General features: G+C 66.3%; 12 protein-coding genes, 1 tRNA gene, 1 pseudogene and 1 riboswitch. Of the genes and pseudogenes, 6 read left to right on the forward strand and 8 right to left on the reverse strand.

The genetic code is table 11. The features are described 5' to 3' along the window. Positions 1–287: 287 nt before the first annotated feature. The 3 genes from AB0B68_RS24125 to AB0B68_RS24135 form a co-directional block, all read right to left on the reverse strand. Positions 288–2,318 carry an AAA family ATPase gene (locus AB0B68_RS24125; protein WP_357262847.1) on the reverse strand — a complete coding sequence of 677 codons (2,031 nt, stop codon included), beginning with the start codon at positions 2,316–2,318 and terminating at the stop codon, positions 288–290. Beyond that, entirely contained in the window at positions 2,315–5,698 is a 3,384-nt protein-coding gene (locus tag AB0B68_RS24130; RefSeq protein WP_357262851.1) for a helicase-related protein, read from the reverse strand. Before AB0B68_RS24130 ends, AB0B68_RS24125 begins: the two co-directional genes overlap by 4 nt. 928 nt (positions 5,699–6,626) lie before the next feature. Further along, positions 6,627–6,809, reverse strand: a complete 183-nt coding sequence (locus AB0B68_RS24135) for a hypothetical protein (RefSeq protein WP_357262854.1) — start codon at positions 6,807–6,809, stop codon at positions 6,627–6,629. Between the two features lie 74 nt (positions 6,810–6,883). Then, a riboswitch (SAM riboswitch) is annotated at positions 6,884–7,004 on the forward strand. Between the two features lie 28 nt (positions 7,005–7,032). Here AB0B68_RS24135 and AB0B68_RS24140 point away from each other — a divergent pair. From AB0B68_RS24140 to AB0B68_RS24150, 3 genes are all read left to right on the forward strand, one after another. Further along, positions 7,033–7,545, forward strand: coding sequence for a hypothetical protein (locus AB0B68_RS24140; protein WP_357262857.1), 513 nt, complete (start codon positions 7,033–7,035; stop codon positions 7,543–7,545). A 133-nt stretch (positions 7,546–7,678) separates the two neighbouring features. Beyond that, positions 7,679–7,933, forward strand: a complete 255-nt coding sequence (locus AB0B68_RS24145) for a GyrI-like domain-containing protein (RefSeq protein ID WP_357262860.1) — start codon at positions 7,679–7,681, stop codon at positions 7,931–7,933. 327 nt (positions 7,934–8,260) lie between these two features. Beyond that, on the forward strand, positions 8,261–8,806 hold the full coding sequence (locus AB0B68_RS24150) for a hypothetical protein (protein WP_357262862.1): 546 nt from the start codon (positions 8,261–8,263) through the stop codon (positions 8,804–8,806). A 203-nt stretch (positions 8,807–9,009) separates the two neighbouring features. On the opposite strand, the gene AB0B68_RS24155 is transcribed toward AB0B68_RS24150, so the two are convergent. Next, the gene (locus AB0B68_RS24155) at positions 9,010–9,942 is read right to left on the reverse strand and encodes a GNAT family N-acetyltransferase (RefSeq protein WP_357262865.1); all 933 of its coding nucleotides are present in this window, start codon (positions 9,940–9,942) and stop codon (positions 9,010–9,012) included. A gap of 269 nt (positions 9,943–10,211) precedes the next feature. Here AB0B68_RS24155 and AB0B68_RS24160 point away from each other — a divergent pair. Together AB0B68_RS24160 and AB0B68_RS24165 are read left to right on the forward strand one after the other, a co-directional pair. Continuing rightward, positions 10,212–10,501: pseudogene (locus tag AB0B68_RS24160) on the forward strand (tyrosine-type recombinase/integrase); the annotation flags it as partial. Positions 10,502–10,925: 424 nt separating this feature from the next. Next, positions 10,926–11,681, forward strand: coding sequence for an SUMF1/EgtB/PvdO family nonheme iron enzyme (locus AB0B68_RS24165; protein WP_357262868.1), 756 nt, complete (start codon positions 10,926–10,928; stop codon positions 11,679–11,681). Positions 11,682–12,022: 341 nt separating this feature from the next. Here the strand turns inward: AB0B68_RS24165 and AB0B68_RS24170 are convergent, their stop codons facing one another. Continuing rightward, positions 12,023–13,207 (reverse strand): low temperature requirement protein A, encoded by a 1,185-nt coding sequence (locus tag AB0B68_RS24170; protein WP_357198829.1) that lies wholly within the window; start codon positions 13,205–13,207, stop codon positions 12,023–12,025. A 914-nt stretch (positions 13,208–14,121) separates the two neighbouring features. On the opposite strand from AB0B68_RS24170, the gene AB0B68_RS24175 reads away from it, so the two are divergent. Beyond that, a complete protein-coding gene (locus AB0B68_RS24175; RefSeq protein WP_357262871.1) occupies positions 14,122–16,635 on the forward strand; it encodes a S8 family serine peptidase in 2,514 nt (837 codons plus the stop codon). A gap of 415 nt (positions 16,636–17,050) precedes the next feature. Here AB0B68_RS24175 and AB0B68_RS24180 read toward each other — a convergent pair. From AB0B68_RS24180 to cmk, 3 genes are all read right to left on the reverse strand, one after another. Then, positions 17,051–17,124: transfer RNA gene (locus tag AB0B68_RS24180), tRNA-Pro, on the reverse strand. A gap of 225 nt (positions 17,125–17,349) precedes the next feature. Then, positions 17,350–18,756, reverse strand: coding sequence for a ribosome biogenesis GTPase Der (gene der / locus AB0B68_RS24185; RefSeq protein ID WP_347664889.1), 1,407 nt, complete (start codon positions 18,754–18,756; stop codon positions 17,350–17,352). Next, a complete protein-coding gene (gene cmk, locus AB0B68_RS24190) occupies positions 18,753–19,433 on the reverse strand; it encodes a (d)CMP kinase (protein ID WP_357206006.1) in 681 nt (226 codons plus the stop codon). Before cmk ends, der begins: the two co-directional genes overlap by 4 nt. Positions 19,434–19,592 lie beyond the last annotated feature (159 nt).

The raw sequence follows: 19,592 nt of genomic DNA on the forward strand, positions 1-19,592 counted from the left end.
GCCGATACGGCCTGAAAGTCACTACCCAGCAGGTAGAGGCTCTCCTGGCTAGCCACCTCCCGTGATGTGGACCGCTCGTCGCACAACCATGCCGAGCTTCAGCGCTAGCCCACAGCGGCCTTCCCCATGGAGCCGCTCCACCTCAATCGCGAGGCGGGCGTGCAGGGCTAATAACGGGCGTCTGGGGTGGTAGTGATGACGCCGGGGCAACTTGCTGGGGGGTGCCCCCGGTTCGGCTGACGTAGTCAGCATGTAGCTACAGCGGCTCGGCGTGCGGGTGCAGGGGGCTACTTTCTCCTCCGTAGCCGCTCGGGCAGGGGCTTGGCATGAACGACTACCAACTCGCGGTTCGGCCGAGTGAGTGCGGTGTAGAGCGGCCCCTGCCGGCCGAGATTCTGCGGAAAATCAGCGGGCTCAACCACGACGACAGCGTCGAACTCAAGGCCACGGGCGGTATCCGGATGGGCCACCACCACGTCGCGACCCGAGTACTGCCAGGTGAAGCGGTCGCTCACCGACTTCACCCACCCCGCCAACCGCAGCATGGTCTCCACAGCCTTCGGCTCGGCGGTGATGACGGCCGCAGTGCCCTCGGGATAGGCGGCGTGCAGGCGGGCGAGCTCGCGCACCAGTGAAGCAGCTACATCCGAGGACTTGCACTTCTCGACGGTCGGCTCCGGTCCTTCCTCTTGGAAGGCCAGGACCGCACGCTCCGCAGCGGGAAGAAGCCGGTTAGCGTACTGAAGGATCGGCCGGGTGGACCTGTATCCACGGTCCAGCCGACGGATCGGAGGATCGCCGTACGGGATGGCCAGCAGATCGAGGATCTGTCGCCAGGACGCCAACGTGTGATCGGAGCGACGCTGGTTGAGGTCACCGACGATGGTCCATGCGTGAGCCTCGTTCATCGACGCCAGGAGGTCCCACTCCAGCGGCGTCACGTCCTGCGCCTCATCGACGATGATGTGCTCGATGCCGACGAGGTCGGCTGGCTTGGCGACCTCCCATTGGACGGTCGCGAGCATTGGGATGTGCGCGCGCATGGTCAGCGCGTCCCGGGCAGGGGGAAGCCTACGCAGGTAGGCGGCCCACTCCGGATCTCCTGTCACCGGCTGCTCGCTGCTGCCGTTGCGGCGTAAGAAATCATAGACGTCGTCACATGTCGGCCGCGTTCCTGCGGTCTTCAGTCGCGTAACCGTAGCGCGCACGAACATGGCCAGCTGTTGATCGACATCCTGCCAAGACCGGGAGATGCTTCCCCGGGGTTCGCTTCGCTCACCGAGGATGTGAAGCATGACCTCAGGCAGGGAAAGGACACGGACTCGTGGTGATCCGCCGGTCAGCCGATCGATCGCCGCTTGGACGTGCCGCGAATATCCGCGGGTCGGTCCAACGATCAGGACGTCCCCGTCGAGGGTGTTCTCCTCGGGAGTGTCGTCGTTGATCAGGTAGGCGGCCCGGTGCGAGGCGATGATGGTTTTGCCGGTGCCGGGTTGACCCTCGATGATCATGCTCTCCATTGCTGGCGCGCTGACGAGGTCGTACTGGTCCGGTTGAAGCGTGGCGAGTACGGGAGCGAGGCTCTTCGTACGGGGCGCGGCGAGGCGTGCACGCAGCAGGGCCGATGCACGTACAGGCGAGGCGGCAGGGCGGCCGGTCTGTGCGGGCAGGCTCGGGGCATGAGCCTGTGGGCGTACGGTCGAAGAAGCCTGGCCGCCGGGCTGCGACTCAGGGGCGGCAGCGCTTCCGGCGGAGGACAAGCTGCGCGACGATCTGGGCTCGTGGACTGCCGGCGGCATCGTTGGTGGCGCTTCGCGGGGCTGCGTGGGTGGGCGGAGCGTACGGCTCGGCGCGGCGGGAACGGTGAGTGTGCGCTTGCGAAAAGGTTGCTCTGGTCCGTCCTCGCACACGCGCTCGTCGTCGAAGTCGACGATGTCGTCGCCCCCGTGCTCGAAGGCGCGGATGACGGCGACCTCGTCGCAGAACTCGTGGTGACGCGACCCGCGGAAGAACGTGCAGGCGACCGGGGCTGCCCAGCTGAAAACGTATACGCCGTCGAGGTTGGCGTAGGCTTCGCCGATGTAGAAGTCACCCTGCCCGTTGAGAAGCTCCTCGTCAGGCTTGCGCAGGGCGACGCGACCGACGAGAGCACCGAACGGCATGACGCGACTTTGCGGCAATCCGTTACCAGTCCAGAAATTGTTGCGCGATCCCGCATGCGTGATGGGCCTGCTGGCCAGGGCCTGAACCTTGCGGCGATAGCGCTTCTGGGCGGTCCGTTCGTCCTCAAGATCGAGCTGTTTCCTTCCCAGGCTCATTCCGCCTCCGTCGGGCCGACAATCTGAACAACACATGCGGCGAGCGGTTCCAGCCTGATCTCGGGCTGGCCGGCCGTACGGATCTCTTCGATCAATGCGGTGAACTTCTCCTCTGCGCGGCGTTCTTGGCCGCGGAACCCCGCGACGGCGCGGAGCGCGCGACCCCGAGATAGTGCAGTCTCGATCCGCTTGCGGATTGTCGCCAGCTTGCGCTGGTGCTGTGCGGTGATCGTGGCGATCCGCGCCTCCTGCAGCGCGTCGAACTCGCGGTCGCGCCGAGCCTGCTCCTCCAAGTGCCGAAGGTGCAGATGATTCGTCGCGCGCTCGGCGAGCCTGGGAAGCCGGTCGATGGCCGGGAGCGGCGCATCGGCAAGCCTGCCCTCCGCAAGCGCTGCCAGTAGCGCGTTCGCGGGTCCTTCGCCGGCATTGCGTCCGGTGTCGGTGACGGCGGCACCCCAGATCTCGTCGCCACGTCGCGACGCCGTCGCCGCCGTCGCGAGGACAATGACGTAGGTGCCGAGTGAGACCTCAGTCGGTTCTGCGAAGATTCGCAACGATGCGAAACGTGCCTGGCGGTGGTCGGGGATGGAGGCAGCGGCCATAGTGAGCGGGCTTGTTGCGGTGAGCAGGGTGCCGCCGTTAGCGCGGGCGTGTTCCTGGTCGAGCACGAGCGTGAGCGGCAGTTCGTTGCGCAACTGCGAAGAGATCGAACGAGTCTCGGCACGGGAGCGCTGTGAGGACTTGGCGAGGTCGTCAACGCGGGCCGCCATGGCGGCGTTGCCACGTAGCTCCAGGGTCAGGCCATCTGAGGAGATCCTCACTCCGGTCGACGCATCGGTGCGTGCCCAGTCGTCGAGCAGCAGCGCGAGCTCGCGCTGCCCGATGTAGCGGCCGGTCCGCACCAGGTCGTCTTCAAGCCCTGCGACATCGACGTCGTTGCTCACCAGCAGGGCGCTAGACGCGTCCGAGACGTCTCGCAAGCCGGCGCGCTGCTCCTCAATCGCGGTCAACGCCTCGTGGACCTTCTGCGCCCGCTGCGCCTCAGTGAGTGCGAAGTCGAATCCCGCCTGTAGCGCCCGCGGCGCCTGAGCGGAGATGATGGGCTCCAAAGCACCGATAGACGATTCAAAAATATCGATGCGATCCAGCAGGCGGGCAAGGATTCTCTCGTCAATGGTCTCCTCGTTGACGAAGTTGACAACGAGGATGGTCTCCTCCTTCTGCCCAATCCGGTCAATGCGGCCGATGCGCTGCTCGATCTCCATGGGGTTCCACGGCAGGTCATAGTTGATCACCGCTGAGCAGAACTCGAAGTCCAGACCTTCGCTCGCTACACGGTTGGCCAGCACAAGGTCATAGGCACCAGCACGAAAGTCGCGCATGATGTGACGCCGGGCTTCGCGGCTGACACCACCGTGCATGACAGCGACCTTGAGCTCAGCGCCGAGACGATCGGCAAGGTAGGCCAGGGTGGGGCGGGAGTGCGTAAATAGCAGAGCCCGGCGCTGTTGCCGGTTCAGCCCTTGCAGCACCTTGCGAAGGGCGTCGAACTTGGTGTCGACGTCGTCGGGGAGACGCTGCGCGGCCGCAATGAGGTCGGCGTGCGGCTCGAGCCGGTAGGCGGCCGCATCCGAGTCGGCGTCGGTGATCTCCCCGAAGTCGCCCGGGTCGAGGACCGCCTGACGCGCCATGGGCAGGCATGCGCTTGCCAGGCGTAGGGGCATCTGCATCGCGAAATAGAGGCTGCTGTCCATCGCCGCTGCGCGGTTCGCGCACCATTGGACGTACTCCGAGTAGAAGGCTGACTCGGCATTGGTCCACTCAACCGGTTGCCGATCTTCGGTGCGCTTGGCCTTCTGATCGTCGACCTCGACCTTTTTCGTGCGCGTGATGACGGTGGAGAGAGTGTTCAGCCCCGCCAGGTAACGTTTGGCGTCGACGATGTCGCGGGGCGTCAGCTCGTCCTTGGTCAGTACGTCCCGCAAGAGCCCGAAGTCGGGTCGTCGCATAAGCGGAGCGCCGAGTGACGTGGTCCTGAGCTCATCGAGTTGGCGCTTTAGCTGCCGACCGCGGGCTCCCTTCTCGCCGAGCCTGGCAGTGACGGCGTTGATGATCCGATTGGGCTCCAGTCGTAGCTGCAGGTCCAGGCTGCTCCCGTAGTCCTCGGGCACGAGAAGTTCAAGGAGGTTGAGCAGGTCCTGCTCGTGGAGGTTGATCGGCGTCGCGGTGAGAAAGACCAGGTTCGCAGCCCAATCCGCGAGCTCCGTGCCGAGCGCGTAGCTCTTGGTGTCCTGGTTGCGCATGGCGTGCGCCTCATCGACGATCACCAGGTCGAACTCGGGCGGCACGGCCTGCAAGTCCTCCAGTCCGCCCCAGGTACGCAGGCGTTCGAGACTGCAGATGTAGGCCTGGCGAGTAGGCAGCCGGTTTTGCTGGTGGCGTTCGAGGAAGGACTTGAGGGCCCCGCTGTCGAGCTCCGTGAGCTCGAACTCGAAGCGGTCCTCCATCTCCTCCTTCCACTTGCCGAGGAGACTCGACGGGCAGACGATCAGGACTCGGTCTGCCTCTCCGCGAGCCTCAAGCTCGGTCCAGATGAGACCTGCCTCGATGGTCTTGCCGAGGCCCACCTCGTCGGCGATGAGCAACCTCGCTTTGCCGGTTTGCAGGAGCTTGAGCACCGGTTTGAACTGGTAGGGCCGGAACGTCGTGCGTGTGGCGCGGAACGAAAAGAGCGTGTTGGCGAACTTGCCCAGCAGCTTCGCGCGCGTGAGCGTGGCACCGAACCTGCTCGCCGGCGTTGGCTCACGGGTCACCCACGTAGGAGGGGTTTCGACCTGCGGACGCGGCCGCAGCCGGGGCTCCACCACGTCCTGCTGCCGACCTTCGACCATCACGGTGTACGTCCAGTGCTCGCGGAGAAACTTGCGGTCGCGCACTACCACGTCCGCGCCCCCGGGATGAGTCAGGGCAGCATCATTTACCGTGAATAGCGGCGCGGGGACCGTCACAGCCTTGTGCCACAACTCCTCCGCCCAGGCCCAGGCGGCGAGCAGAGGATGCTCAGGCTCAAGGCCGTACGGGGACACCACAATCCCGCCGCCTGGCGCGGCACCGGCTGCGACCTGCAGGACGATCGGGCCACCGTCAACCGCTTGGAACCAGTAGATGCCCTCGGGAAGCTCCACTTCCGGCTGCCACAACAACCGGCACTCGCTCACCTGGTCGGCAAGCGACCGAACGGGTGTGTCCAGGACGAGCGCACGTGTAAAGCGACCTCGATCGAGCGCGACATCGATTCGCTCGTGATCCGGGAAATAGCCGAACGTGGCATCATCAGTTGAAGAGGTGGTCATCGCCGAGGCGACCCTTTGCTTGGCCACGTGTCGATTTGAGGCTGGCGACCGGTCGGGACGGCATCCCCGGAGAGCCAAGCCGCCGTCCCGAAATGACCTCTTGTGCTCTGCTCGATCAGGGCGCGAACTTCACAGGCGGTCGGCGTGGCGTGCAGCGCCCAGGTGGGTTCCCGGTCGCGGAGAAACTCAAGTGGCTCTGACACGTTCTTCCCCTCTAGAACTCGGCAGGCAGCCGTAGAGCGACTATGCAAGTGAGCGGCCATCAGCACAAGGTGAGCAACGGTCACCACCAATTGGGTGCCTGGTCGGCCGAACCAAGGCTGCCAAGGTCGTCCGCACCGTCGCCCGAATGGAGGAACCACGAATCGAGGTTGCTGTGCCAGGCGTTAACCGGATCCGGTCTTGTTCACCCGAGGGGCCCACCGTGGAATCGCGTCACAGGAGCGGCGAGATGTTGGTGCCGGGCTCCTAGAGTCGGTGCAGCAGCATAGCCACATCTCCGTGCCAGCCACGAAGTTCAGCGACCGTTGGTGTCAGTCCGTACGTGTGGTGATGCATGGCCTGGCACAAGCCGTGCCATACGGTGCACGCCCTCGAAGGTGCCTCGGCGCCGGCCTAGACGGGCAGGACCGGTAGCTGGTGGCGCATGGGCCGGCCGGCGACGCATGGCGCGATCCGCTTCCAGTAGTCCGCAGCCGCTGTTCTACAGCGAGACGGGTCAGGCAGGCCGATCCGCGCTGCCGGCAACGACGCATGCTCGATGGCGGTCGGATCAGCAGCTCACCTGCAGCGTCGAGATTGTGTTCTGGGTTCACGGCTGGCTCTGCCGGTCTCCGTGATCGGCCGCCCGGCACGGAAGTCTCGGATACGGATCCGCTCGTGGCAGGTGTACTCAAGGGCGTCGCGGATGAGGTTGCAGACCACCGGGCGGCGGACCTAGTCGTCCACACCCCCGTCACGAGCGATGGCCGTACAGATGGCTCGGTCGATCAAGAAGTAAATCGGCGAGGGCGTAGACGAGGTTCAACCGCTGCACGACGACCTGTGCGTCGTCTACGGCCCAGACCATGAGCTGACCCGGGAAATCGCCGACCTGCTTGCCCGGCTCCGACTCGCCGCCGACGGATAGTTCCGCCACCGCCGTCTGCTCAGGTCTCCCCCGCGTGTTACCCGGGGTTGCTCGCGGCCTCGATGATCTCTATGCTTCCTGGGCGTCAAGAGTGGTCAGCGTCAAGCCTCCCGGCTTGCTGACCCGGCAACCGCGCCACCCGCGCACGGTGCCTCCGGGAGAAGACCAGGTCGACCGCAAGCTGCGGTACGGCAAGAGCGGGTGCCTCGTGGCACCGGAGAGCGAGTTCATCGTGCCATTCGAAGAGCTGGACCTGACTGCTTTCGCGGTCTGCCTGACCTGCGGGCACCTCCGCGACGGCGCTCCGCGCGAGCAGCGGTGCCGCTGCCAGCCACGTACCCCGGAGTGGGAGCAGCAGTGGCAGGGCCAGGACCTCGCCGGTGACCTCGACCTGTGTGGGTTGTGCGTCCGGGACACGGTGACCACCCGGACCCGGTGGTCGTGGCTGGCCTGCGGGACCTGCCGACACGTCTCCCAGGTCGTCGGAGAACGGTACGGCCACCGCGCCGCACTGCCGCGGGGCCGACACTCGATCATGAACGGCGACGTGATCCAGCCGCAGACGGCTGCGACCACTGTGGTCGCCGCCTCGCTGGTGGCTTCCGCGCGGCGTGGTAATTCGCTGCGCGAGTGGCAGCAGGTGGAGTTTCGCCCGGCTCGCCCAGCCACTACGCCTGACTGCTTCGAGCGTGCCGCTGGCCGAGTGGCAGCGGCACTCGCCGCCGTCGCTTGGAGCGAGCGTTGACGCCTTCGACCGCTACGGCGTCATGCCCGTACCCAGCGATCTCAGCGGCCTCCGGCAGGCCCAGAACGAATTCCTGTCCACTGCTCGTTGACCGCCAGTCCAGCCGGCTGCTGTTACCGCAAACAGCAGCCGGTTGGTCATCTACCGCTGCTGCGTCCAGATCCGAGACGGCGACGACCCTGACCAACTCGGCCTGCAATCAGGCATCGTGCCAGGAGGCCAATACCTGAGCGCAACCGTGCATGGTCCCCAACCCGCCGCCTACGCCCTGCTCACCCCGACCTTTGAACAGCTGCGGCGCTCCGGAGACCGAGACGACACTCGCCCCAGCATCGAGTACTACCGCGGCCACGACCGGATCGACCTGCTGATGCCCCTGCAAGGCTGAGCCTGAAACCGACCGGCCCCTACAGCCGACCCCATGTCCACTGCCCATCTGATGATCGTCCAACCGGATGTGTCACGGATCAAGTGACAGCGATCCGTGACACATCAAGTGGAGCCCGACACTGGGCTCACACTTTTGTGATCCGACAACTGATGCGTAACACATCTCTGCCAGGTGATGCGCGACAGCGCGATGAATCTACGAGCACATCGGTGGGCGTCGGGATTTGCCGCCGTCGGTCTGGTGCGTGAGCCCAGCAGACGAGCCGACGGATGAATCGCAAACCGTGCGGCTACGCTGCGGGCCATGTTGACGAGAGAGGACCAGGTGTTCGATGCGGTGGTCCGACGCATCGCCGCCGGCGGGTACATCGACGAGGTGCCACCCAGCCGGGTGGCGCCGCTCCGACCCGCGCCCCCTGCCGCAGTCGCGGAGGCCGAACAACTGGCTGGGAGATCACTGCCGTCGCTGCTGCGCCGGCTCTATCTGAAGGTCGGCAACGGCGGCTTCGGCCCCGGATACGCTCTCCTCGGCCTCAGGGACGGACATCAAACTGGCGGCCCGGACGCGCCGACCGGACTCAAGGGCGGCGTCCTCACTGTGTGCGACTGGGGCTGCGGCATCAGCAGTGAACTCAACCTCGCTGACGGCCAGATTTGGGGCTACGACCCGAACCCGGCCCCGGACGGCGTGTCTTGCGCGTTCCCGCAGCACATGACGATCGCTGACTGGTTCTCGAAGTGGGTCGAGGGCACGCTGTACCAGCCATGGCTTGTCCAGGACCCGACGACCGGCGAGTGGCGCGGCGCAACCGACATCGAGTACGCGGAGATGATCGAGGAGGCGTTTGGCCCCGGCGCCGAGGAGAACTGACCGCCGGACGCTGAGGTCCGCAGCATGGTCGCATCCCAACGTCGCACAGCGGGCACAGCTCGATCTCACCTGCCACATGCTCATGCCGCAGAGGTGTCGCAGATCAGTTGGCGCACACGTGTCGCGCATCAGCCGACGAAGAAAAAGGGGCTCACACTTTCGCGTGGTCCCCACCTGGTCCCAGGGCCTCGGCCCTTACTCGTTCAGGGCTGGATGTCGTTGGAGAGGTTGATCCGGATTTCCGTGGTGCGGTATCCGGCGCGACCGAAAGCGGCCGCCATAGGCGCGTTGCCCATGTCGGTGGTGGCGGTGATGCGCGACTCCCCATTGGCTGCGTGCAGGCGCGTGATCTCGGCGAGCACCTCGTCCACGTAGCCGCGCCCGCGGAACTCCGGCACCACCCCGAGATAGCCGACGTTCACGTTGTACGGGGTCGCGGAGGGAATCGCCATGCCCGCCACCTCGCCCTCGCGCGTGTAGGCGATCCGCCACCACTCCCGCTTGCCCGGCGCCCTGAGATAGAAGTCCATCTCCTCGCGCGCGGTCGCGTCCACGCCCTTGGCGGCCAGGTTCGCACGGGTCTGGGCATCCAGGCTCCCCTCGGCGATTCTCCTGAACACCGCGAGGAACTCCTCGTCGGAGGCCTCGGTGAACCGCAGTCTGCCGGCCGCGGGAGGCACCCCGTCGGCGGGTGCCCACTCGAACTGCAGCCGCTCCACCTCCCGGGTGAGGCCCGCCGCGTGCGCCGCCGCCCGCCGCCACTCCACCGCAGCCGAGGTAGCCGGATCGTCACGCCAGCCACCGGTGACCTTGATCTCGTACTGAACCGGCTCCGGGAACCCCGCCAGCGCCGCCCTGATCAGCTCGGCGGCGACGGCGGCACGGTCGCCAACGGCTGGATCCACATCGAGGCAGTCGAGCGCGACGGGATGCGGGCTACCCTTCGGCCCCCACCACAATGCCCGCCCCACGACCTGGCCGTCATGCTCGGCGATCCATGTCCATTCCGGCCGGTACATGTCCTCGGCCAGTTCGGCCAGGTAACGGTCGGCGGGGATCCACCCAACAGGCTCGATCACGATCCACGAGGTCACGCGGTCGATGTCCGCGGGGGCGGTAGCGCGGTAGGAGATCACCTGCAGAGGCTAGCGAAGCTCAGCACCATGTTTCGCAGGGGCCGAGGCTGCCTTGACGACGCGAAGAGAACGATCGGGCAGGGCAAGGGCTGGCTGCGCTGGTGAGTCGCCCGCTCTAAGCGCTCCACTAGGCGTGGCAGGACCTCGGCGGCCGTGGTGACGCTGCGGTCGAACTTTGTGACTGGAAGACCTCGGCAGCGTAGGCCGCAGCGCTAGCACTCTGATCGAAGGCGCTCGTGCCGAATACCTCGGCCGCATAGGCCAAGGCGCACGACACCGGCATGGTCTTTACGACCCGCTACGGACTGCCGGTCGAACCCGGAACTTCAACCGCTCCTACGACAGCCGCATCGCTCGCGCCGGCATCCGAAAGATCACCGTTCACGACGCCCGACGTACCTGCGGTTCGCTGCTGGTCGACTTGGACGTGCACCCTCGGGTCGCGATGGCGATCCTGCGGCACGCGGACTTCTCGATCATGATGGAGATCTACAGCCAGGTCTCGTCCAAGACGACCCGGGAAGCCCTGCGGAGGCTCGGCGAAAGCCTCGATCAATGAGCCGTTGCTGTACTTCGCTGCTGTACAAGATCAGGTCAGAGGCCATCCGGAAGATTCCGAATGGCCTCTTACCTGCGTCGGGACGGCCGGATTCGATCCGACGACCCCTTATTACCAGAAGTGACCGGACCAAGCTTGTCATTGCTTGTCGTAGATGGTGGTTGAGCTGTGAAGACACAGCAAGGCGCTCATCGCCTCTTGTCACCCTTCGTCAACGATTTGGCGGGGTTTTCGGGGGGGGGGTGAGTTGTTGGTGCGAATTGTGTGCGTCCGTCAGCCACTTTGCCGCCGGGCGACGCTGCCAGGCCCAGTCAGTGATGCTGCCAGCTTTCGGCCTGAAGCTTCGACAGCCAGTTGATCTGTGCGCGAGCTGCGGGGCATCGGGAGAGACCACCGGACGGCTTGGCTGCTAGCGTTCGCCGCCATGTGGACCGAGGAGATCGTGGCCGGGCGACCGGCCTGGCGGCACATCCCGTCGGGAGTCGTGTTTCGCGAGGTTCCCGGCGGCGCGTTCCGGATGGGGCTGTCCGATGCGGAGCTCGACGCGGTACGCGCCATCGAGCGCAGCGGCGGTGTCGAGGACACCATCGACCCGTTCCTTGCCAGCGCCAAGGACGCACAACCGGTACGCGAGGTGCACGTCGAGTCGTTCCTGCTCGCCCGGCACCCGCTGACCGTGGAGCAGGTCCGATACTGGCTGCCCGAATACGACGACGACTACGCCGAGACGGACACCGGCACGGCTCGGCTCGAAGGCGACCTGGAGGGCCTGCTCGAGCAGTTGCCGTTCGACCTGCCCAGCGAGGCACAGTGGGAATACGCGGCCCGCGCCGGCACCACCACGCTGACCTTCCACGGTGACGGGAAACCCGACGAGGACCAGCTTCTCGACGATTTCGGCGACGAGACGCGGACGGCCGTCGGCGAGAACGCGTTCGGGCTGGCGGCGATGGGCTCAGCGAACGAGCTCTGCGCCGACGTGTGGATCCCCGGGTTCGACGGCGCACCGTCGACCGCGCGACCGCGGACCGGAGACGGGCCCCGGACCGTACGCGGCGGAGCCGCCGACTTATATCCATGGCAGGGCTGTGACGAGTGGCTGCTACTGCTCTCCGCCACCCGGTACGAACACGCCGACTTCACGGCCGTACGTCCGGCGGCACCACTGCCACCCGATTGAGGCTGGTGGGAGTGGATCTGTTGCCAGCCGGCAAGCAGGCCGGATGGTCGACATTGGCGCGCTGAGGTCGAGAGGACGGCGTCGCGACGTCGTGCGGCATCGTAGACCAGGTGAGCAACACGGATGTCCTACCGGCTCCTGGCAGCAGAGCCGTGACTTCCTCACTGTCAGCGTCGGGGTTTAGCAAGCGAGTGTCCGGCTCCTGACACAGCTGCACGAGAGGGTCGTGCCGCTCGGATACCGCCTGCACCGCCGCAGCGGTGGATCCGTAGCGCGGCCGTGGTGACGCGCTGTCTGGCACGAGGTCGAGGTCTACTCCTAGGTCGCCTGCGTCGGATGCGTCATTCGCGCACCACGGGGCCCTTGTCCGCGTGACCCGGGTCGCTACACATCTGGCCCTCCGCCGCGTGGTCCCCAATCATCGGGCGGCGGTGCAGGATGATCCCTTCCAGCACACTCACTCCAGCGACCACCGCGAACAGGGTCGCCAGGGCGGCCAGGGCCGGCGCTAGGTGTGCTAGTGGCAACAGGATCAGGCAGAGCACGCTCGCGCCGATCCGTCGTCGCGCGATTTGCCGGTGGATCCGCCAGTGGGTGTAGGCGAAGGTGCCGAGGAAGAGCGCAGCGCCGCCGAAGAGTACGGTCCCCTCGCTGGCCCGAGGCGGCTCGAGGGGCTCTGTCACTGCCTCGGACAGGCCGACGGCGACCGTGATGATCGCGAAACTGAACAGCAAGTGACCGTAGATCATGACGGAGCGGCGGATGTCTGCCTGCTGAGCGCTGCGGGCCACCGCTTCCCGGAAAGCCCGGACACCGTAAATGAAGTACACCCACCAGAGTGCGCAGACCAGCGAGTAGGAGAGGCATACGGCGACCAACCGGGCAAGGGTCAACGGCTCGTCCACGGCTACCATCCCGACCTGGATCACCGACTCGCCGAGCACCAGGATGATCAGCAGTCCGTAGCGGTGTGTGTAGTGCAGCGGCCGGACCCGGACCTTGTCGAGCGTCCGTCGGGTGAGCGTGGTGCTGAACAGATCGACGAGAATCGCGATCGACCAGAGCACTATTCGCGTCGTACCGTGCAGCAGGCCACCCGCGAGTTGAAGCGGACCAGCCACCAGACCCGACCCGTAAGGGCGAAAGACCGGGGACCGCCAGCCGCCTGGGGTGCGCAAGGCCAATGCCGCCAGCAGTACCCGCATCGTCAGGTAAACACCGACGAACAGCAGGCCCCGATCGTCAAAGGCGCCGGGGACCGTCAGGGCCAGTAGCAGACTGCCGAGCCCGAGGGCGAAGACTCCAGCGCGGTCCAGCGCGTTGCCGACGTCGCGTTGGTCGGTGTAGAGCGTGGTGCCAACCCAGGCCCAATAAACGGTTACGAACAGGAGCAGTACCCGACCGATGCCCGCCCAACTGTGATCCTCGTGCAGCATGTGGGAGAACTGGGTGAGCGCGAACACGAAGGCCAGGTCGAAGAAGAGTTCTTCCCAGATGACCCCCTTCTCGGGAGGCGTGGTCGGCACTCCACCAGCATATCGACGATCAATCCGGAGAGATCCTGCTTCACCGCAAGCGTCAGGCGTCAATCACGGGACTGATTCCCTTAGCTCCCGGGCCGGACCGGAGTCGTTGGCAGGTGGCGTTTGACGCCAACCTGGCCGCCAGTGACGAGAGCTCGCCCAAGCACCGACCCGCCGGGGTCGACTCCTCCTACTGCGATTGACGCGCGATCACAGCCCAGAGCCGGCCGGAAAGGGAAGCCACGTGAGAAGTGCACGCCTCTGAGAGGGTGTTTGAGAACGGACGCAGACGCCGCAGGTCACGACCGCCGCAGGCCCTGCAGTCGCAGGCCAAGGTCGTCGTGGCTTGAGAAGTGGGCTGCGTCACATGGTGCGTCACTTGTTTGGCGTGCGATCAGCGACGACGACTCGTGGCTCCGCCGTCCACACCGGACCCACTCGTAGCCGCGCTGCCCGTAACCCCGGCCGCAGACCGGCTCGGCTTCGGCCTCGGCGGACTCAGCCGTCGCGCTGCACACTCCTCCGCTCGACTTCGCCGGCTCGAAGGATCGCGGCGGCCGCCTCCCATCTGCGCAGATAGTCCATCATGGGCAAGTCGCACACCACCTCCACGGAGTGGACCCGTGACCCGATGCATGGCAGTTAGTCGTATCGACATAGATCGTCGCTTAACTGTTCCCGGCGGGCCGATGTTGACCCCTTGACGATGGGCTTCTGCCGCAGTCTAATTTGGTGTCCATATAGGGGAGGCCGACTTGCGGGAGAGTTCCAGTTCGCCGTTCCGACGTCCATGCGTCGGCTCGCGCGGCTGCCGGGATCCCGAACAAAGCCAACGACATTCGCTGCCCGATAAAGGCGGCAGGACTGCGCCCCCGCTCACTGGAGATCGACCCCTTCGGAAGGAATCGGAGACGAGTATGAGTTTCTTGAGTCGGCGCGATTTACTGCGTCGAGTGGGAGGCAGCTTTATTGCCGGCGCAGGCATCGCCTTGTTTCCGGCCGGGTTCGCCTCGGCATCGCCCAAGACCGGCCTGACATCAACCCCCGGCAGCACAGCCGGCGGACCGGCGTATCCGGGAGACCCCGGCTTTGTCGCCAGGACGCCGGGGGAACTGGGTGCCGCTAAAGCCAGTTGGGAAACGCCGGAGTATGGCTACTACACCGGCCACAATCCTGCCAACCCTGGCACAGCGATCGACTCCCCCTGGCAGCTCGTCGCGGTAAACGCGTCCACCGCCTACGCCCTTGGGTACCGCGGGCAGGACGTCGCGCTGGGCATGATGGATTCGGGCTACCGGCCTACCCACGAAGGATTCCAGACCGGGCTGATCGTTCCGGTGAGAGCGGAGGGGTTCTACGGAACGTCCGGCTTCGGGTACCGGAACTCAGTAACCCCGTCGAACCCGTTTACTGCGGGCCAGCGGTTCACTGTGGCCGGCGACCAGGCGCGAACGAGTGACTACAGTCACGGGACCGGCATGCTTGGCGTCACCTCTGGCATTCGCGATGGCAAAGAGCAGCACGGCATCGCCTTTGGCTCGACGATGTATGTCGCCATGACCGGCGGTTCCGATACCCAGTCCCACGGCCCCTTCCACGATTACGTGTACTGGCGTACGGCCAATGAGGCCCTGGTTGACGCAGGCGCCCAGGTCATCAACAGCAGTTGGGGCTCTTATGTCCAGACTCTTGACAGGAGCCGCTTCGACGGCCTGGGTAACGACCTTGGGGTCAATGGCAACCTCGCCAACGCTTACCAACTGCGAGGCAAGGACAGCGCCAGCGCCACGGCGATGGCGATCATCATCCCCAACGAGCATCTGAAGGACCTGGAGTACCAGTACTTCCTCTTCAAGAAGAGCTATTCGGAAGACGGTATTCAATACAACCCGAACTACCCCGGACGCTCCTTCATGGATGCCATCTGGGACGCTATCAAGGATAGCGGTACCGTCAACGTGAGGTCGGCCGGCAACAACGACTGGAGCAACCCGTACTTCCGCCCGGCGTACCCCTTCTTCAATCCCGCGGCGGAGGCGCAGTGGGTATGCGTCGGCGGGGTGCAGCCTCCCACTGCGGCCAACCCCGAATACACGAAACAATTCGGGTACAACGAGGCAGGGCTCGCCAAATGGTGGACCGTATCCACTCCGTCGAACAGTGTTCGGACCACGAACAGCGGTGGCGACACCAACTATTCGAACTCGAGCGGAACGTCTCCGGCGACGCCCGTTGCGACAGCAGTGATGGGGGTTCTGCTCTCCCGCTATCCGAACATGGACGCCAAGCAGGTCCGTGATCTGATGTTCACCACGGCGAACAACAAGATGTCCGACGGTGTGAGGTTCCTCGGCACGGGTCAGACCTCCCCCTCCGGTGCATCCATCGCCTGGACCGCTCCCGACGGGGTTCCGGACGCACGCTGGGGCTGGGGCATCCCCGATCTGGACAAGGGCATGTATGGCCCCGGCCAGTTCCTGGGCCCCATGACCTACAACATGGACAAGGCGCCCCTGGACGTCTGGTCGAACGACATCAGCCAGATCGCGATCAAGGAAAGGGAGCGGGAGGATCGGGAGTGGCTGGCGGCCTACAAGAGACAGGGCATCGCCTTCGCCGGTGAATTCAGCCCCAACGTACTGACCCCGGACGGCAAGCTCAGCGAAAACGCCTTCATGCTTCAGGGAATTCTGGCTGATCCTTACGTTCAAGCCATCACCAACGGCCACCCGGAACTGTACGACAAGATCAGCTATGAGGACGCCACCAAGTGGCGTAAGGACTGGATGGACGCGCGCGAGGCCTTCATTCAAAACAACATCGACAACAACCGCTACACGGCGTCTCTGACCAAGCAGGGCTCCGGGATGCTGATCATGTCGGGCCACGCGACCTACGAAGGCGGCACGACGGTGGAAGGCGGCAAGCTTTCGATCGCCGGCTCGCACGCAAGCTCGGTCGCCGTCAAGGGCGGCACGCTCGGCGGCAGCGGTCTCGTGGGAGGCAGCATCCGCGTCAACAGCGGCGTGTTGCAGCCCGGCCTGTCGGCCGCGGAAGCGGCGTCCGCATTGTCCGTCAGTCTCACCGACGTTCCGCAGGGCAACGTCCTGAAGGTCAGCGGCGACGTGACCATCAGCCGAGCGGGTCGCCTCGCCATCACCATTTCCGGCGACTGCGACTACACGAGCGTGCGGGCCACGGGTGCCCTGGTGCTGGACGGCGAACTCACCCTGGACGTCCGCGCGCCCATCACCCCGGGCACGGTACTGACGATCATGAGCGGGGCCTCGATCAAGGGCCACTTCCACTCCATGCCGGAACGGCGGGTCCTGAACGTGCGCGGCCACATGTTCCGGGTGTCCTACAAGGGCGGCGCCATGACGCTGACCGCCGAGCGGACGCTGCCGGGGGCACGGCCCGGCAACGCCTAGCCACACGTGGCCTGATCAGCAAGGCTCAAGGTTCGCCTCAGCCTGGCTGACCAGGCCCTTGCCCGAGCAGAAATTACGACCCTGGTGGACGCCCCTCGCCGACATCCTCGCCTGGTTGATCCGACGCCGGCACCACGAACACGCCAAGTTCCGCCTCTACGCACGGCAAGCGGATGGGTTGCCACGTACTACATCGCCAAACCCGCCCAAGCCCCCGACGTCTCAGGACATCCTCGAGCGACTCGGCGCCGACCGCAGGCGACGCCCCACACCCGCATTGCCCCCAACGACGCGCAGGGATGACGAACCTGGTTACCGACCCCAATAAATGGGGGGGTTTCGGGGGCGGTTCAAAACCCCATAGGCAAACTTAAAGCCCCGACCAGCGTTTCCGCTGGCCAGGGCTTTTTGTCTGTCGGGACGGCCGGATTCGAACCGACGACCCCTTGACCCCCAGTCAAGTGCGCTACCAAGCTGCGCCACGTCCCGCCCCCGCGTGGTTTCCCCCGCGGCAGCCGGTACAGCTTAGCGCAGCAGCTCCGAGTCGTCCGCACAGGCCCCACCGCGTCGCGGCCTAGCCGAACCACCGCACAGCGAACCACCGCACAACCCCTAGAGCGTCCTAGGAGGGTGGGCTTGGATGGACAAATGCCGGATGGGCAGGAGCGCCCATCCGGCATTCGCGGAGCAGAAGAACGGCAGAACGGGACCGGGTCAGCCGTGCGCCTTGCCTCGGCCTCCGGGGCCGAGCTTCTTACGCGGGCGGACCGAGATCTCGATCGGGCTGCCCTCGTACCCGAATTCCTCGCGGAGCTTGCGCTCGACGAAGCGCTGGTAGCCGGCGTCGAGCGGGCCGGTGGTGAAGAGCACGAACCGTGGCGGCGCCACACCGGCCTGCGTCGCGAACAGGATCCGCGGCGCCCGCCCACCACGTACCGGGTGAGGGGTGGCCTGCACCAGCGCGGTGAGCCACTGGTTGAGGTGCGCGGTCGGCACGCGGGTTTCCCAGCTGGCCAGCGCCTTGTTGAGGGCCGGGGCCAGCTTGTCCACGGCACGACCGGTCATCGCCGACAGGTTCAGCCGGATCGCCCAGGGGATGCGGCGCAACTCCCGGTCGATTTCCTTGTCCAGGTAGTACCGACGGTCGGCGTCGACCAGGTCCCACTTGTTGAACGCGATGACCAGCGCCCGACCCGACTCGGTCACCATCGACAGGATCCGCTGGTCCTGCTCGCTGATCGGTTCGCTGGAGTCCAGCAGCACCACGGCCACCTCGGCGGCCTCGATCGCACCGGCGGTACGCAGGCTGGCGTAGTACTCGGTGCCGCTGGCCTTGCCGACCCGCTTGCGCAGCCCGGCCGTGTCGACCAGTTGCCAGGTCTGACCGCCGATCTCGACCAGGCTGTCCACCGGGTCCACTGTGGTGCCCGCCACCGAGTCGACGACCGCCCGCTCCTCACCGGAGAACCGGTTCAGCAGGCTGGACTTGCCAACGTTCGGCCGCCCGACCAGCGCCACCCGGCGCGGCCCACGCGGACGGTTCTCCACGATCGCCGGTGCCTCCGGCAGCGCGGCGAGGATGGCATCCAGCAGGTCGCCGGAGCCGCGTCCGTGCAGGGCGGACACCGGGAACGGCTCACCGAGGCCGAGCGACCACAGCGAGGTGGCCTCCATCTCGATGGAGTTGTTGTCCGCCTTGTTGGCCACCAGGATCACCGGCTTGGCGCTGCGCCGCAGCATCTTCACCGCGGCCTCGTCCACGTCGGTGGAGCCCACCATCGCGTCGACCACGAAGAGCACCACGTCGGCGGTGACGACCGCCGTCTCGGCCTGCGCCGCGATGGCCGCGGCCCGGTCCTTCGCGTCCGGTTCCCAACCGCCGGTGTCCACCACTGTGAACGCCCGGCCGTTCCACTGCGCGTCGTACGGGACCCGGTCGCGGGTCACGCCGGGGACGTCCTCGACGACCGCCTGCCGGCGGCCGATGATCCGGTTGACCAGCGTCGACTTGCCCACGTTGGGGCGGCCGACCACGGCCACCACCGGCTGCGGGCCGCTCGGCTCCTCGACGGCGACGTCGGGCTCCCGCAGCTCGACCCACCCACCACCATCGCTACTCATGCCACGCCCCGCTCGGTGAGCATGTCGCGCAGCCGCGCCACGACCTCGTCGATGCCCAGCTCGGTGGTGTCCAGCACCACCGCGTCGGGCGCCTGGGTCAGCGGGTTGACCTTGCGGGTCGAGTCGAGACGGTCCCGCCGGGCCAGATCGGCGGCCGTGGCCGCCACGTCGGCGGCGTCCTCGGCGCTGCGCCGGGCGGCACGGGCCGCCTCGGAGGCGGTCAGGAAGACCTTCAGGTCGGCGTCCGGCGCCACGACCGAGCCGATGTCGCGGCCCTCGACCACCATCCGACCAGCGTTGGCGATCATCTCGCGCTGCCGGTTGACGAGCAGCTCACGGACAGCCGGCACGGCGGCGACGGCGGAAACCGCGCCGGTCACTTCGGGGCCACGGATGTCGGCATCCACGCCGACCCCGTCGATGGTCACGGCGTACCCCTGCGGGTGGGTGCCGATGCGCAGGTTGACCTCGCCGGCGACCTTGGCCACCGACGCGGTGTCGGTGAGATCCACGCCGGAGCGCAGCACGGCCCACGTGATCGCCCGGTACATCGCCCCGGTGTCCAGGTAGCGCGCACCGATGCTCGCGGCGAGGCGCCGCGACACGGTGGACTTACCCGAACCGGACGGCCCGTCCACAGCGACCACACATCGCCCGGTCCGTACGTTTTCCTCCACCGTGTCCTCCTCAGCCCGTACCTCGCGGATCGCCCGGTGATCTGGCGCCGCAAGCGGTTGTCAATCGTCATCAATCATGCCCGGGTCCATTGGCGGACCTGCGCGCGACGCCGCCGGAGGCGACCCACGCCACCCGGGCGGCCGCGTCCCGGCCATCGG

It is taken from the genome of Micromonospora sp. NPDC049049 (genome assembly GCF_040649115.1).
Lineage (GTDB): Bacteria > Actinomycetota > Actinomycetes > Mycobacteriales > Micromonosporaceae > Micromonospora.